The following is a 16092-nucleotide window of genomic DNA, read 5'->3' on the forward strand; positions in this document are numbered from 1 at the left end:
GCCCGATCCGGCGCGCAGGTTCTGCATCCGGCGTGACCTGCGTCACAGCCTCCCGGCGGGGGTCGACGGCCCGGCGGGTCGTACGCCGCGGGCGGGCCCAGACTGGAGGGGACCGCCCCGCCGCAGGAAGGCGTCCGACATGGATGCACCGCGAACGCGTACCACCGCCGTCGGACCGGCCGTGACCCTGCCGGCCCTGCCCCTGGCCGACTGGCGCCCGACCAAGGACACGCTGCACCTGTACTGCCAGATCCTCGGGAAGATCCGGCTGGCGACCACTGCGCCGCGCAACCACTGGTGGAACGCCCCGCTCTACGTCGACGTGCGCGGCCTCACCACCCGGCGGCTGCACCACCGGGGCACGACCTTCGAGATCACCCTCGACCTCGTCGACCACGCCCTGCTGATACGGACCGCCGACGGGCGCAGGGACTCCTTCGAGCTCGCCGACGGGCTGTCCGTCGCCGAGTTCGACGCCCGGCTGCACCGGGCCCTGGACGGGTTGGGTGTCGACGTCGCGATCAGGGAGCAGCCGTTCGGCGTCCCGATGACGACGCCGTTCCCCCGGGACCGCGACCACGCCGCCTGGGACCGGGACGCCGTGGAGCGCTTCGGCCGGGTCCTCGACTGGTCGGACTCGGTGTTCGAGGAGTTCAGCGGGTGGTTCAACGGGAAGACCAGCCCGGTCCACCTGTTCTGGCACAGCTTCGACCTCGCGGTCACCAGGTTCTCCGGCCGGTCCGCGCCGCCGCAGGACGTCGACCCCGTCACCCGGGAGGCGTACACCCACGAGGTCATCTCGTTCGGCTTCTGGCCCGGCGACGACCGGCTGGGCGAGGCCGCCTACTACTCCTACACGGCCCCGGCGCCCGCCGGGCTCCGGGACCAGCCGCTCGCCGCCGGCAGCTGGACCGAATCCGGCGCGGGCCTGCTGGCGGTCCTGCCGTACGAGGCCGTCCGCGCCTCGGCGGAGCCGGCCACGGTGCTCCTCGCCTTCCTGCAGAGCGCCTACGAGGCGGGCGCCCGCCTGGCCGGGTGGGACGTCGACGGCCTGGAGTCGACCTGGTGCCCCACGCCCGATGAGCTCCACCGGCTCCGGCAGCTCGGGCGCGCCTGAAGGCAGCTCGGGCAGGCCTGAAGGCAGCTCCGGCAGCTCCGCACGGAGTGAGCGGGAAGGTCAGCCCAGCGCCTTCGCCCGCCAGTAGCCGTACTGGTCGAGCGGGTCGCCGTCGAAGGTCCACGGCCAGGCCGTGACGGTGTCGCCGATGAGGCGGTAGGCGTCGGCCCCCTCGCGTGCCCGGCCGGCCTGGACGAGGGCGAAGGCGAGCAGGTTCAGGTCGGCCAGCGCGGCCGCGTGCCGCAGGTGGCCGGGGCGGGGCCAGCCGGCCAGGGCGGTGTCGAGCGCGGTGGCGGCGCGGTGGGTCGCCCACTGGCGGCGGACCAGCAGGGCGTCGATGCCGCCGCGGGCGACCGTACGGGCGTGCTCGTCGACCAGCGCGGTCAGTTCCACGCCCACGACGGGCGAGGCGGCGGGCGCCGAGCCCCGGACGCCCTGCACGAAGTCGAGCTGGCTGCTGCGCGAACCGCACTCCTCCGGCGACAGGTAGCGCAGCATCTGCAGATGGGCTTCGCGGTTCCACGGGTCGCGCGAGGTCACCTCGTGCCAGACGGCGAAGGCCTGGCGCGAGTCGGCACGCTCCAGGCGGAGGATCCCGAGCAGCACCACCCAGGGTTCGGGGTCGTCGGGGGCGGCGTCGGCCGCGCTGCGGCACCGGTCGACGGCGTCGGCCGCGTCCTCCATCCGCCCGGTCTGCCGGCCGCGGCACAGCGCGGCCCAGGCCTCGAACACCTGCGGGTCGGCCGCGTGCGGACGGCGCATCCGCCAGGACCGGACCAGTCCGGAGTGGGCCGCCGCCTCGGCGAGCACGGCGAAGCGGTGCCCGCGGCGGTCCCAGTCCCGGCCGGCCGTGTGGAGCAGCCGCTCCACCTGGTCGACCTGGATGGCCACCTGGCCGGGCATCGTCGGGGAGCTCAACTGTCTTCGTACCCGACCGAGTTCGACGTCGTCGAGCTCCGGCCGGACACGCGGGCCGGAGGGGAGGAATCTTCGAAGGAGCGACACGCGCCGCAGCCTAGGCGCCCGGTCCGTTTTCGGACAGACCCCGAGGGAAACCGTTATGTCCGACAGATCCCGGTGACGGCGCCGTCGCGCACGGCTACGGGCTCGGCGCCGCCGCCGGACAGGCCCTACGCGCCGGCCCGGGCGGTGGCCCGGGCGTACGCGGCGGCGCGGATCTGCGAGGGGCCGCAGGCCCAGACCATGATCCGGCCGCCGGTCCGGGCGATCGGGCGGTCCCAGGCCGCGCGGACGAACCCCGGCCGCCGGACGCCGAGTTCGGCCCTGGCCCAGGCCGGCAGCAGGTCGATCGAGGCGTTCGTCAACACCCGGACGGCGGCGCGCTCGCGGCGGCTGCGGCCGAAGCCGCGCAGCAGCCGGAGCACGTCCAGGGCGGCCGGGGTGACGTGCAACTCCGGCCGGATCCGGGCCAGATAGGCCGCGACCTCGGCGGCGGAGCGGGGTACGTCGGCGGCGCCCAGCCGTTCGGCGACGGTCGCCGCCTCGGCGAAGTACCGGTCCCGGGCGGCGGCGTCCAACGGCTGGGCGGCGTAGGCCTGGTAGCCGGTCAGGAAGCAGGACACCTCGGCGGTGTGGACCCAGGTGAGCAGGTCGGGATCGTCGGCCCGGTAGGGGCGACCGTCCGGTGCGGTGCCGCGGATCCGGGGGTGGATCCTGCGCACGCCGGCTATCGCCTGTTCGGCCGCCGCCGTCGAGCCGAGGGTCGTGGTGGCGACGAACCGGGCGGTCCGGTTCAGCCGGCCGGTCGGGTCGGTGCGGAAGTCGGAGTGCGCGTCGACGGCGGCCATCGCCAGCGGGTGCAGGGACTGCAGCAGCAGCGCCGCGAAGCCGCCCACCAGCATCCCGGCCGGGTGCCCGTGCACCTGCCACACCACACTGGCCGGCCCGAACAGCCCCGGATCCCCCGCCGGGCGGTCGTAGCGCTCCAGGTGCAGGTCCTGCCCGTGCACGGTCGCGTTGATCTCGGCCAACAGCCGTGCCCGCAGCGCCGCGAGCGGCGTTCGCCGCCCGCCCTCCCCGGTCCCCTGTCCCATCCCGCCCGCCCCCTCCTCGACGTGAGCCCTCACCGTACCGGCGGCGCCCGGCCCCGGCGCCGGAGGGGATGTCGGTGGCCCCCACTGCGGTCGGCCCCATGACCACCGTTCGGCTCCGTCACCGAGGGCGTGGCCGCCCGCCCCCCTGCGCACCGGGCCCGGTCAGTCGGCCCGACTGCGCGGGAAGTCGGCCCGGACAACGGCACCGACGGCGCCGACGGGGGCGTTGTCGGCGGTGAAGGTGCCGCCGAGCTCTTCGGCGCGCTCGGCCATGGAGCGCAGGCCCACTCCGCGCGTGGATCCGTGGCCGGGGAAGCCCCTGCCGTTGTCGGCGACCTCGACGGTGACCCGGTCGGGAAGGGCGTGGAGGCTGAGGCGGGCGCGGGTGGCACCGGAGTGCCGGACGACGTTGTTCAGGGCCTCGCCGCTGATCCGGTAGACGGCGACCTCGACGGCGGCGGGGAGCACGGGCAACGGGTCGGGCCGCAGGTCGAGGGTGACCCTGAGCGACCGGCTGGCGAGGGTGTCGGCGAGCCGGCGGAGCGCGTCCGCCAGGCCCTTGCCGTCGAGGGGCCCGGGTGCCAGGCCGTCGGTGATCCGCCGGAGTTCGGTGATCGCCTGGCCGATGCCGGCGGAGGCCGCGGTGAGCGAGGCCGTGGCCTTGGAGTCCTCGGGCAGCTCGGCGCCGGCCGCGTCGATGCGCAGGCGCAGCCCGGACAGGGCCGGGCCGAGGCCGTCGTGGAGGTCGTGGCGCAGGCGGCGGCGCTCCTCCTCGCGGGCCAGCACCAGCTGTTCGCGGCTGGCCTGGAGGTCTTCGTACAGGCCGAGCGAGGCGATCGCGGGTGAGGCCTGGTCCGCGAGGAGGCTCAGCACCGCGCGGTCCTGCCGGTCCAGTTCGGGCTGTCCGAGGCGGGGCCGCACCAGCAGCTCGCCGATCTCGGCGCCCTCGTAGGTGAGCGGGAAGCGCTCGCCGGGTGGGTCGAGCGTGCCGAGCCGGGCCAGCTCGCGCGGCCCGCCGCGGGTCCGCACCCGCACCGCGGCGGCCGGCAGCCCGAGGGCCTGCACGACGGTCCGGCAGAGCAGCGGCGGCGCGTCCGCCGGGTTGACGGCGTGGCTCATCCGCTCCGCCAGCTGCCGGACCAGCTGGTACGGGTGGGCCCGCTCGCCGTAGTAGTAGCGGTCCACGGCGCGCCCCACGCCCCGGGCGGCCGGGCGCAGCAGGGCGCCCAGGAGGACGGCCCCCACCAGCTGCCACCACCAGCGCGCGCCCGACCCGGTGCCGGGCAGCAGCCGCCGCGTCAGGTAGGCGGCGAGCAGGAGGCCGACGAACAGCAGCACGCAGAAGGCGAACGCGGCCAGGTGGCGCCGGGTGACCCGGTCCAGGAAGAGTTGGCGGTCGCGGCGGAAGGCGGCGATCGGCAGCAGCATCCAAGCGGCCTCGCCGGTCACGATGACCGTGTAGGGCAGCCACACGGAGAAGCCGGCGACGTAGTGCGGGACGGCAGCCAGCGCAGCCCAGACCAGGTAGGCGGCGATCACCGCACGCAGGTACGGGTGCGGTCCGGGCAGGCGCCACCAGCGGACCACGGCCACCGTCATGGTGAGCACGAGGCTCACGGCGAAGAGGTCGAAGAGGTACGGGCCGAGCCGCCCGTCCAGCCAGAGGTACGGCGCGGTGCGGTGGAGCGGGTTCGGCAGGCCGTACCACTCGGGCACCTGGGCGGTGTCGGCGAAGGCGAGCACGGCGCTCCAGGCGGCCACCGGGACGGTGAGGCAGCGCCAGACCCCGCCGGGCAGACGGGCCTCGGGGAGCCAGAGCGGGAAGCCCACCACCACGAAGCCGTTGGTGATCTCGGCGGCCAGCGCCAGCGCCGCGATCACGTCGACGACCTCTGCCCCGGCTCCGGCGAGTGCGGCCGTCAGCAGCACCAGGATGCGCAGCGACTGCAGCAGACCGGCGACCAGCAGCAGCACGCCCAGGGCCTGGCCGTTCCGGTTGGCCACCAGGAACAGGCCGGCGAGGGTGAAGATCAGGCCGACCGCGATCCAGACGCCGTCGAAGAAGTGGTTCTCGCTGACACCGCCCAGCCCGGGGTGGGTGAGCGCGAGCAGCGACCACACCGCCGCGCACAGCAGTGTGGTCCAAGCGGTTGCGAGGGCAGTGGCAACGCCGGCGCCGCCGGCCCCGGACCCTCTCATTCCGTCCACCTCCCTGACCCGGTCCATGCTGCCCGGCCCGGCGTCCCGGCCGCACGGGCCACCGGCCCCGGTCCGCCGGGACCGGCGGCCGGCCGGGGCCTCCGCACCAGGGGCGGTGCATGCCGACCGGAGCACTGTACGGCTGCACTCCGGGTCCGGCCGGTACTTCGGCGGCCGAGCCGGGCGGATCAGCCCAGGATGGCGGGGTCCTGGGCGAGTTCGGCGAGGAGGGCGTCCAGCTTCTCGCGGTCGACGGAGGGCATCACGAAGACGTGCACGTAGCTGCGACGGGTGGACTCGTCGCCGGGGACGAGCAGGACGTCCTGGGAGGACAGCGACCACTTCGCGACGAGTTCGGCGCTGGGCTTGCGGAACCGTACGGTGACGGCGCCGGGGGTGCGGGCCGGCCAGAGCTCGACGCCGAGGTCCTGTTCCATGGCCAGCAGGCGGCGCTCCAGGTAGTCGGCGAGCTCCTGGGCCGTGCGGATCCGGTCGACCTGGTCCTGGTAGGAGTGGCGGGACAGGTGGTCCCAGAGGATCAGCGGGGAGAAGCCATTGCGGGAGCCGGCGAAGGTGGTGTCGGGCGCGCCGATGTAGTCCGGCTGGGACGGCGGAGAGATCTGGTACTTGACCTTCGTCATGTAGATGCCGCAGGGCCACGGCGCGCCGGCCCACTTGTGGCCGCTCATCGCGATCGAGGAGACCATGTCGACCTCGCCGAACTCGGCGGTGGGCAGGGCGAGGCCGAAGTCGAACTCGGGCAGCTGCGTCTGCGGCGTCCAGCCGTACGCCAGGTCCTGGGCGGCCATCCGCAGGAACGGGGCGTAGCCCGCGCCGAGTGCGCCGTCGACGTGGATCCAGAAGCCGCGGCGCACGTCGACCAGCGGCTGTCCGGTCCGCGGGTCCGCCCCGTACGCCACCTCGCGCCGCACCAGGCCGTACCGCTCGAAGATCGGCAGCAGGCGCTCGCAGACCGTCCGGACGTCGTCGTGGGCGCCCTTGAAGGTGCTGCCGAGGTTGAGGTTGACGAAGATCGGGTGGCCCTTGGCGGCGAAGAACTCGACCAGCACGGCGAGTGCGTCGACGTCTATCTCGCCCGGGCCGTCCCAGGAGAAGCCGGACGGGCCCGGGCGGGAAGGCACCTCGGCGGGCCACTCGCGGCGCCCGGTGGCCGGGTCGACCAGCGGGCACTCGTCCGGGTACAGCTCCAGGCCGACGGCGTGGAAGGTCTCGACGGCGAGCACCCGGACGGCCTTGGCGAAGGAGTAGTGGGTGTCCTCGGAGTAGAACGCCACCGGGCGGTGGGCGTTCGGGTTGTGCCGGTCGGGCGTGGCCTGGACGTAGCGCAGCTCGTCCCGGGGGGCGGCCGGCGGGTGGATCAGCGCCTTGCCGCTGAGGTAGTCGCGGGCGTTCCAGAGCGCGTACATGTTGCCCTCGGTCGAGCCCATGGACAGCATGTAGCCCCAGTACGACTCGGGGTCGGCGGGGTCGTGCGGGCGCTGTGCGTGCCACAGCCGCGCGTAGTAGTCGAGGACGGCGCACTCGATGACCTTGGTGTTCGGCTTGTAGCCGCCGCTCTGGAAGGGGTCGCCGAGGTTGTTGATGTTGTTCGGCATGAACCGGGCCAGGTCGAGCGCGGTGCCCTGCATGTCCTGGGTGGCCTGGTAGCCGACCAGGTGCTTGCGCTTGCGGGTCAGGTACTCGTCGACCGTGTCGAGGGCGCGCAGCCGCCGGTCGTCGTCCAGCCCGGCCGCGGGGAGCGCGAAGTCGCCGCCGTCCAGCTCCGGGCCCGGGTCGACGGCGGTCACGACGGCGGTCGCGAGGGCAGGCTCGGTCACGGGCATGGCGAGGACGTCGGTCGGGCTCATGGGCGGGGCGCTCCGGGCGTGGTCGGGAGGTCGAGGGCGCGTTCGCCGCTCGCGCCCCAGGATGGAACTTTCCGGCGATTCCCGGAAGCTCGGCCGAAGAACATTCGATCGAAGCCCGAATCGGTTTGCTGATCGACGGAATCGGCTGGAATCCTGGCGGGTATGCCGAACAATCCGCAGCGCCGGCGGCCCTCCCTGGACGACACGGACCGGGCGATCATCCGCGCCCTGGCCGACAACGCCCGGCTGCCGAACAACGCGCTGGCCGAGGCGGTGGGCATCGCCCCCTCCACCTGCCTGGCCCGGGTGCGCGCCCTCCAGGAGCGCGACGTCATCCGCGGCTACCGCGCCGACGTCGATCCGGCGGCCATCGGCCTGCCGCTGCAGGCGATGATCTCGGTCCGGCTGCGCGCCCACACCCGTGAGCAGAACGAGAGCTTCCGCAGTACCGCCCCCGACCTTCCCGGTGTGCTGGCCGTCTTCCACATGGCCGGCTCCGACGACTACCTGCTGCACGTCGGCGTCGCCGGCCCCGAGGCACTGCGCGACTTCGTGGTCGACCACCTGACCACCCACCCGGCGGTGGCCCAGACCCGCACCAACCTGATCTTCGAGCAGATACCGGGCCGCCGTTACCTGGGCCCCGCCTGAGCCCGACCTGCCCGAGCCCGGTAGGTCCGGCCCCGGAGGATCCCTCGACTCCCGCCGAAAGGCGGAGGCCGTACCCCCCGAACGGTGGGTGGCAATTCCGACATCGAGCCGCAATCCGGCAGCCGTCCATGACGCAGTCGGGCAGCCGCACATGAAATGTCGTGAATTCAACCAAAGAAATGGCGGAAAGCGATCGAGCGTCGCGCGGAACTACCGCCGATCCGGCCGTCGTGAGATCCACCTCACCCTCCGGGCGCTTTCCGCCGCAAAAGCGCCGGTGACGAGGCCTCAGGTCGTGTCCACACTGTTCCGACGATGACTCAGCTTGGAATCCAAAGGCACACACGGTGATAGCCTTGGTTTCTGCGAGCGGGTGGCCCCACCAACCCCGATGTCGCATCAGCTGACGAACCGTGCAGCGCATCACCGAACCCCGGTGCGCATGCTCGGCCCGTTTTTCCCACCCCGTGACCCGCCGGGTCGCAGCGGAATCGAATTCCGCCGACCACCGGGCCCACGATCGCCTCCGACCCGTCGGGCGAAGTCGTGCGACCCCGCGACCTCGTCCGGCCCTCGCACGCCCAAAAGCAGGAATTGATGCCCGTTCAACCCCTTGCGGAACTCATACGCTTCGCCCGCCTCAACTCACCCTTCTACGCCGACCTGTACGCCGGCCTGCCCGCCTCGGCCGCCCGGCTGGCCGACCTCCCGGTCGTCCCGCAGGCCGAGTTCTGGCAGGCCAACACGCCTCGCGGCAACCGGCTGCTGACCGGGCCGCTGGAGGAGGCGGTGGTCTTCAAAAGCGGTGGCACCACCGGCTCGCCGAAGTTCTCGTTCTACAGCCGGGAGGAGTGGCGGGAGTTCACCGCCTCCTTCGGCGCCGGACTGATGGACGCCGGACTGCGCGCGGGGCACCGGGTCGCCGACCTCTTCTACGCCGGTGACCTGTACGCCAGTTACACCTTCATCCTCGACGCGCTGCACCGCTCCCCCGTCGCCAACGTCCGGCTGCCGATCGGCGGGGCGGCACCCCTGGAGTCGACCGCGCAGACCCTGGAACAGTTCGAGGTCGAGGTGGTGGCCGGCACCCCCACGACGCTGTGCGCACTGGCCGACCACCTCCTGGCCTCCGGTCGCGAAGTCCCCTCCGTGGAGCTGCTGTTGTTCGGCGGCGAAGGCCTCTACCAGGACCAGCAGCCGCTGCTGCACAAGGTGTTCCCCAACGCCAGGGTCTCCTCGATCGGTTACGCCGCCGTCGACGCCGGGCTGCTCGGCCGGCCGGTACCGGGACCGGACACCCGGGTGCACCGGGCGTTCACCCCGGAGACGGTGGTGGAGATCCTGGACGAGCACACCGGCGAGCCGATCGACACCGAGGGCGTCCCGGGCCGGGTCGTGGTGACCGACCTGCGGCGACGGCTGATGCCCGTGCTGCGCTACCCCGTCGGGGACCGCGCGGAGTGGACCGACGTCGCCGCCGGACGGTTCCGCATCCTCGGCCGGGCCCAGGAGGGCGTACGGGTGGGGCCGGTGTCGCTGTACACCGAAGACGTGCTCGACCTCGTCCGGGCCGCCGACCCGGCCGGCCGGGTGGTCGGCGTGCAGCTGGTGGTCCGCCGCTGGGAGGGCCGGGACGGGCTGGTCATGCGGCTGGCCCACGACGGGGACGCCGCCGGGCTGCCCGAGCTGGCCGCCGCCGTCACGACCGGTGTCCACACCGCGCGGCCGCTGTACCCGGAGGCGGTCACCGCCGGGTACGTCCACCCGCTGACCGTCACCTGGGTACGTCCGCACGAACTTGCCGTCAACCCGCGGACCGGCAAGCTGATCCGCGTCCTCGACGAGCGCCCGCACGACGAAGCGCCCCACGACGGACGGACGCAGTCATGACGGCCACCGAGGCAGCCGGGACGGCCGAGGCCGCCGCCACCCGCCTGCCGCTCGTGCTGCGCAACCGACGCTTCGCCGCCGTCTGGGCCGCGCAGGTCCTCACCCAGGCCGCCGGGCGGATGTTCCAGGTCGGCGCGGTGTGGTGGCTGGTCGGCTACGCCGCGGGCACGGACCGCGGTCTCGCCTCGGGCGTCTTCCTCGCCGTCAGCACCCTGCCCGCGGTCGCGCTGGCCCCGCTGGTGGCCGCGCTCATCGCCCGTCGCCCGCACCGCACGGTGCTGGGCGCGTCGGCGGCCGTCGCCGGTCTGGTCGCCCTCGGCACGGCGGGCTGGACGTACGCCGCGACACTGCCGATGGCCGTCGCCTACGGTGCCGCCCTGCTGCTGGCGGGCTGCCAGGCGGTCTTCGACCCCTGTCTGACCACCTCCGTCCCCGAGCTGGTCGAGGACGCCGACATCGAGGCCGCGACCGGCTTCGAACTCGCCACCCAGTCGCTGGCCGGCCTGGCCGGCGGGCTGCTGGGCCCGCTGGTGGTCGACGGCGCGGGCCTGGCCGGCATCGTCGCCGGGTGCGCCGGTGCCTACCTGCTGGCGGCGGCCCTGATCGCCGCGACCCGCTTCCCCACCGCCCCGGGCGCACCGACCGCGGACGGCGACGCGCCCGCCGACGGTGCACCGCCCGCCGACGACGCACCGCCCGCCGGACGACGGCCGCTGCGCCGCATCCTGGCCGAACTGCCCTTCGTCCGCCGCGTGTTGCTCTGCTTCACCGCAGCGAACCTGTTCACCACCGCGGTGTTCGTGGTGATGCCGCTGTACACCCGGACGGTGCTGCACGCGGACGGCTCGACCGTCGCCGCCCTGGAGGCGGCCCTCGGCGCCGGCACGCTGGTGGGCTCGTTCACGGGCGGCCGGCTCCCGGGCACGCCGACCGCGGTCGGCGCCGGCTGCCTGGGCCTGATGGCCGCCGCGCTCGCCCTGCCCGGGCTGCCCGGACTGCCCGCTCCGGCCGCCGGCCAGGCCACGGCCGTCGGGTCGATGGCGGTCGCCGGCTGGTGCGTGGGCGTGATCGGCGTACGGTTCGTGGCGTTGTTCCAACGGCTGGTGCCGGCCACCGACCGGCCCGGTTTCTTCGCGGTCATGCAGGCCCTGCTCGGGGCGACCTTCCCGGTGTCCTCGCTGGTGTTCGGCCTGCTCGGCGACCACCTCTCGCCGCGGACGCTCTGCCTGGTCCAGGCCCTCGGTGTCCTGCCCGTCGCCGCCGCCCTCTGGTGGACCGGGCGATACGCCCCGGAACCAGCCCCAGCCCCAGCCCCGGGCGCCCAGCCGATCGGGGACGAGCGATGACCGCGACGATCGCCCCCGCGGGCCCCCAGGACGTCGCGCAGCTGCGGCAGCTCTACTTCGACGTCTACGGCCACGGCTACCCGGTCGCGCTCGGCAGCGACCCCGCGGAGATGCGCCGTCTGATCGACGACCCGCACACCCACTGGCTGACCGCGCGCCACGAGGGCTCCGGCCGCCTGGCCGGGTCGGTGGCGGTCCAGACCGACCCCGGCAGCCGGATCGGCAAGCTGGTGGGCCTGGCCGTCCACCCGGAGCAGCGCGGCGGCGGCCTCGCCGCCCGGCTGACCGCCTCCGTCTGCACGGACGCCTTCGCCGCCGGCACGCTGGACTCGGTCTACGCGACCGTCCGGGTGGTCACCCCCGGCCCCCAGCAGGTCTTCGCGCGCAACGGCTTCCAGGCCCTCGGCCTGCTGCCGAACGCCGTCGAGGTGGCCGGCTGCGAAAGCCTCGCGCTGTTCGCCCGGCACGCCGACGGCGTCCTGGCCCGGCGGGAGGAGGTCGGCGCGGTGCCCCGGGCCCTGGTCCCGCTGCTGGACGCGGCCCGGCAGAGCACCGGCGTCGACTACGGCCGCCCCGCCCCGGCGGACGCCCCCGCCCCGGCCGCCGAGCGGACCGCGCCGGTGACGGCGCCGATGGAGCTGATCGCCGCACCCGGCTTCGTCCGCCGCCGCTTCCTCGAACTCTTCCCCGACCCGGGAGAGCGCTTCTTCCCGCTGCACGTCCCGAACGCCGTGCTCACCCCGCCGGACGGCGCGTTCGAGGCGTACGCCGACCTGGACCGGACCGCGGCGAGCTGCTCGCTGATCGCGGTGCACCCGTCCCCGGCGGCCGTCGCCGGGGCGCTGGAGCCGCTGATGGCGGCCGTCACCCGGGCGGGCGCCGACTACGTCGAGACCCTGCTGCCGCTGGCCGACACCGCCGGGCTCGGCGCCTTCCTGGCCGCCGGGTTCATCCCGAGCGCCGTCTACCCGGCGATGCGCCGGATCGGCGACCGGTTCCACGACTACGTGGTGCTGTCCCGCACCAGCCGTCAGATCGACTTCCGGGCCGCGGCCGTCAGCGGTCGGCTCCAGCCGTACCTGCTGGCCTACCTGACCGCCTGGACGTCGACCTACCTTCCCCTTGCCGAGGTTGCCCCGTGACCGTCCGTCCCGCCAGCGCCGACACCGTCAGCGCCGATCCCGTCAGCACCCATCTCGCACCGGTCGCGGTCCCCGACCCGGCCGCGCTCCCGCACGTCCAGCAGCTCTGCGACCTGGCCTCCCCGTACGCGGCCGGGCCGGAGACCGACGCCCTGTTCGCCGCCGCGATGGCCGAGACCAACGCGTGGCACGCGCAGCGCTCGCCGTTCCTCCGCTCGCTGCTGGACGGCCCGGCGGAGACGCCCGCGCCGACCGTCGGCGAGGGCGTCCGCACCCCCCTCGTGCACGCCAACTTCTTCAAGCGGCACGAGCTGCTGTCCATCCCCCGGGAGGAGGTGTTCCTGCACCTCACCTCCTCCGGCACCACCGGCCAGAAGTCGCAGATGTTCTTCGACACCTGGACGATCCGCTCCGCGCAGCGCATGGTGGCCCGGATCTTCGACCACTACGGCTGGATCACCCCCGACCAGCCCGTCAACTACCTGCTGTACAGCTACGAGCCCGCGCCGCAGCTGAAGCTCGGCACCTCGTTCACCGACAACTACCTCTGCGACTTCGCCCCGGCGAACCACACCACGCACGCACTGCGGCACACCGGCAGCGGCCACGAGTTCGACGTCCACGGCTGCATCGAGGCGCTGCGCCGCTACGCCGAGGACGGCCTGCCGGTACGGATCCTGGGCTTCCCCGCGTTCCTGCACTTCACCCTGGAGCGGATGCGCGCGCTCGGCCTGCCGCCGGTCCGGCTGCCGGCCGGCTCCCTGGTCCTGCTCGGCGGCGGCTGGAAGGGGCACACCGACCGGCAGATCGGCAAGGAGCAGTTCTACGCCGAGGTCACCGAGCAGCTGGGCGTCCCCTCGGAGCGCATCCGCGACACCTTCGGCTCGGTCGAGCACTGCGTGCCGTACATCGAGTGCGCGCACCACCGCCTGCACGTCCCGGTCTGGTCGCGGGCCGCCGTGCGCGACACCCGCACCCTGGAGCCGCTGCCGTACGGCCAACCCGGCTTCCTCCACCTGGTGTCCCCGTACATCACCTCCGTCCCGGCGCAGAGCGTCGTCATGGGCGACCTCGCCTCGCTGCACCCCGCGCAGGACTGCCCCTGCCCGGCGCCCACGCCGTGGTTCACCGTCCACGGCCGCGCCGGGGTCAGCCGGAACCGCAACTGCGCAGCGGCCGCCGCCGAACTCCTGAAGGGCCTGTCGTGACCACCGCACCCGTGAACCCCGAACCCGCAACGGCCGGAGCCCACTTCTGGCAGGGCTCGTTCATCGACGACGAGGAGGCCGCCCGGCGGCTGGCCGAGCTCCCCGAGCTCGCCGCCCGCGTCCTGGCCGAACCGCTCTCCACCGAGCTGGTGCTGACCGCCTGCCAGCACCTCGCCGACGCCCTCGCCGCTCCGGCCGGCCCCGTCCGCACCCGGCTGCTCGGGGTGCTGACCGACGGCGGCACCGACCCGGAGGAGGCCGCGGCGACCCTCGCCGAGATCGCCGACGCGATCGCCCGCCCGTCGCTGGAGCGCAAGCTCCGGCGCGAACTCGGCGCGCTGCGCCCCGAACGCCTCGCCCGGCCCGACGCCCGGGAGACCACCTTCGAGGCCTGGGCGCCGGTCGGCCTGCTGGTCCACATCGCCCCCGGCAACGCCGCCGCCGTCGCACCGCTGAGCACCGTCGAGGGCCTGCTCACCGGGAACCTCAACGTGCTCAAGACCAGCAGCGCCGACACCCCGCTCGCCCAGCACCTGCTCGCCGAACTGGCCGCCGCCGACCCGACCGGCGCCCTGGCCCGCCGGATCGTCGCGCTGCGCTTCCCCTCGGCCCGCACCGACTGGCTGCGGCAGATCTGCGGGGCCGCCGACGCGGTGGCGGTCTGGGGCGGCGAGGACGCCGTCCGCTCGGTCTCCGAACTGGTCCCCGCCGGCTGCCGGCTGATCGAGTGGGGACACCGGATCTCCTTCGCCTACCTGACCCGTGACGCCTGGTCGGACCGGGTGACGCTGGACGCGCTCGCAGCCGACGTCTGCCGCTACGAACAGCAGGCCTGCTCCAGCCCCCAGGTGGTCTACCTGGACACCGAGGACGACGGCGAGGTCTTCGCCTTCGCCGAGCGCTTCGCGGCCCACCTCGCCGAGGCCTCCGCCGTGGTGCCCCGGCCCGCACTCGAACCGGCCGAGCACGCCGAGATCACCACCACCGAGCTGGTCGCCCGGCTGGAGGAACACCTCGGCCTCACCAGGGTCCTCGCCGCCGAGGACGGCTCCTGGCGGGTCCTCGCCGACACCCGGCCCGCCCTGGCCGCCTCGCCGCTGCACCGCAGCGTCTGGGTCAAGCCGCTGCCCCGCACCTCCGTGATGGCCGTGCTGCGCCCGATGCGCCGGTACCTGCAGACCGCCGCGATCGGCGGCAGCCGCGCCGACGTCGCCCGGCTCTCGCAGGCGGTGCTCGCCGCCGGCGTGCTGCGGGTCACTCCGGTCGGCGGGATGCTCGACGGCTACCACGGCGAGCCCCACGACGGCGTCTACGCGCTCCAGCGCTACAGCCGGCGCGTCAGCGTCCGGGCGGGCGAGGCCTTCGCCACCACCGCCTGCCTGGACGACCTGGCGGCCCCGGCCTTCGTCCCCGCCGCGCCGGGCGGCCCGCTGCTGGACAAGGCCGGGGTGCAGGAGCAGCTGCGCACCCTCGCCCCGGACCACGCCCAGCTGTACTTCCGCAGCGGCGGCAGCACCGGCGCCCCCGCCCTGTCGGTGTTCACCAACGCCGACTACGACACCCAGATGCGGGCCGCCGCCGACGGCCTGCTCGCCGCGGGGTTCGACCCGGCCCGGGACCGCGCCGCCAACCTGTTCTACTGCGGCGGCATGTACGGCAGCTTCATCAGCTTCTTCTCGATCCTGGAGCGCCTCAACGCCACCCAGCTGCCGATCGCCGCCGGCCCCGACCACGCCGCCACCGCCGAGGCGCTGGTGACCAACGGGGCGGACACCGTGTTCGGCATGCCGTCCTACCTCTGGCAGCTGTTCCACGCCGAGCGCGCCGCGCTGCGCGCCTACGGCAGGATCCGCAAGGTGTTCTACGGCGGCGAGCACTTCACGGCGGAGCAGCGCCGGGTGCTCACCGAGGAGTTCGGCGTCGAGCTGATCCGCTCGGCGGCGTACGGCAGCACCGACCTGGGGCCGCTCGGCTACCAGTGCGCGCACGCCGAGGGCTCGGTCCACCACGTCCTGACCGACCTGCACACCCTGGAGGTCCTGGCCCCGGAGGCCGACCGCCCGGTGGCCGCCGGGCAACCGGGCCGGCTGGTCTTCACCAGCCGCGCCCGGGCCGGGCAGCGCCTGGAGCGGTACCAGATCGGCGACCTCGGCCGCACGGTCGACGGCGTCTGTCCCTGCGGCAGCCACACCCCCCGCATCGAACTGCTCGGCCGGTACGGGGACGTCGTGCGGGTCGGCACGTACTTCCTCAACGTCCGGCGCTTCGTCGCGGTGGCGCAGCAGGAGCTCGGCTACCGGGGAGAGCTGCAGCTGGTCCTGGAGACGGGTGAGCGCCGCGAGCGGGCCGTCGTCCGGCTCGACGCGCAGTACGCCCAGGACGGGACGGCCGCCCGCGCCGCCTTCCTCACCGCCGTCGCGGAGCTGGGCTCGGCCGTCGAGGAGGGGCTGCTCGACCTAGCCGTCGAGACCGTCGACTCCGCGGCCTTCGAACGGACGCCCACCAGCGGCAAGCTCCGGACGGTGATCGACCGGCGGCGGACCGCCGGGTGACACCGCCGTTCGCTCGGCCGGGGGGCGGTGCGCCGTTCCCCCCGGCCGAGGGCTGCGCCGCCCTG

Annotated in this window: 11 protein-coding genes; 7 read left to right on the forward strand and 4 right to left on the reverse strand. The window is 74.3% G+C overall.

Going from position 1 to position 16092, the window contains the following annotated elements:
• Positions 1 to 139: 139 nt before the first annotated feature.
• Positions 140 to 1117 (forward strand): DUF5996 family protein, encoded by a 978-nt coding sequence (locus CRP52_RS02595; RefSeq protein WP_218893058.1) that lies wholly within the window; start codon positions 140 to 142, stop codon positions 1115 to 1117.
• A gap of 60 nt (positions 1118 to 1177) precedes the next feature.
• Here CRP52_RS02595 and CRP52_RS02600 read toward each other — a convergent pair whose 3' ends face one another.
• The 4 genes from CRP52_RS02600 to CRP52_RS02615 form a co-directional block, all read right to left on the reverse strand.
• On the reverse strand, positions 1178 to 2035 hold the full coding sequence (locus CRP52_RS02600; RefSeq protein WP_143685628.1) for a tetratricopeptide repeat protein: 858 nt from the start codon (positions 2033 to 2035) through the stop codon (positions 1178 to 1180).
• A 212-nt stretch (positions 2036 to 2247) separates the two neighbouring features.
• Positions 2248 to 3171, reverse strand: coding sequence for an oxygenase MpaB family protein (locus CRP52_RS02605; protein ID WP_097234877.1), 924 nt, complete (start codon positions 3169 to 3171; stop codon positions 2248 to 2250).
• Between the two features lie 162 nt (positions 3172 to 3333).
• On the reverse strand, positions 3334 to 5370 hold the full coding sequence (locus CRP52_RS02610) for a sensor histidine kinase (RefSeq protein WP_179852666.1): 2037 nt from the start codon (positions 5368 to 5370) through the stop codon (positions 3334 to 3336).
• A gap of 188 nt (positions 5371 to 5558) precedes the next feature.
• Positions 5559 to 7238, reverse strand: coding sequence for a histidine decarboxylase (locus CRP52_RS02615; RefSeq protein WP_097234879.1), 1680 nt, complete (start codon positions 7236 to 7238; stop codon positions 5559 to 5561).
• A 162-nt stretch (positions 7239 to 7400) separates the two neighbouring features.
• On the opposite strand from CRP52_RS02615, the gene CRP52_RS02620 reads away from it, so the two are divergent.
• The 6 genes from CRP52_RS02620 (at position 7401) to CRP52_RS02645 (ending at position 16027) form a co-directional block, all read left to right on the forward strand.
• On the forward strand, positions 7401 to 7889 hold the full coding sequence (locus tag CRP52_RS02620) for an Lrp/AsnC family transcriptional regulator (protein ID WP_097234880.1): 489 nt from the start codon (positions 7401 to 7403) through the stop codon (positions 7887 to 7889).
• Positions 7890 to 8486: 597 nt separating this feature from the next.
• Entirely contained in the window at positions 8487 to 9779 is a 1293-nt protein-coding gene (locus CRP52_RS02625) for a phenylacetate--CoA ligase family protein (RefSeq protein ID WP_097234881.1), read from the forward strand.
• A complete protein-coding gene (locus CRP52_RS02630; RefSeq protein WP_097234882.1) occupies positions 9776 to 11125 on the forward strand; it encodes an MFS transporter in 1350 nt (449 codons plus the stop codon). The genes CRP52_RS02625 and CRP52_RS02630 overlap by 4 nt, the downstream gene beginning before the upstream one ends.
• Positions 11122 to 12267 carry a GNAT family N-acetyltransferase gene (locus tag CRP52_RS02635; protein ID WP_097234883.1) on the forward strand — a complete coding sequence of 382 codons (1146 nt, stop codon included), beginning with the start codon at positions 11122 to 11124 and terminating at the stop codon, positions 12265 to 12267. The genes CRP52_RS02630 and CRP52_RS02635 overlap by 4 nt, the downstream gene beginning before the upstream one ends.
• The gene (locus tag CRP52_RS02640; protein ID WP_097234884.1) at positions 12264 to 13475 is read left to right on the forward strand and encodes a LuxE/PaaK family acyltransferase; all 1212 of its coding nucleotides are present in this window, start codon (positions 12264 to 12266) and stop codon (positions 13473 to 13475) included. The genes CRP52_RS02635 and CRP52_RS02640 overlap by 4 nt, the downstream gene beginning before the upstream one ends.
• The gene (locus tag CRP52_RS02645) at positions 13472 to 16027 is read left to right on the forward strand and encodes an acyl-CoA reductase (RefSeq protein ID WP_257032243.1); all 2556 of its coding nucleotides are present in this window, start codon (positions 13472 to 13474) and stop codon (positions 16025 to 16027) included. Before CRP52_RS02640 ends, CRP52_RS02645 begins: the two co-directional genes overlap by 4 nt.
• Positions 16028 to 16092: the final 65 nt, after the last annotated feature.

The sequence above is a fragment of the Streptomyces sp. 1331.2 genome, from assembly GCF_900199205.1.
GTDB lineage: Bacteria > Actinomycetota > Actinomycetes > Streptomycetales > Streptomycetaceae > Kitasatospora.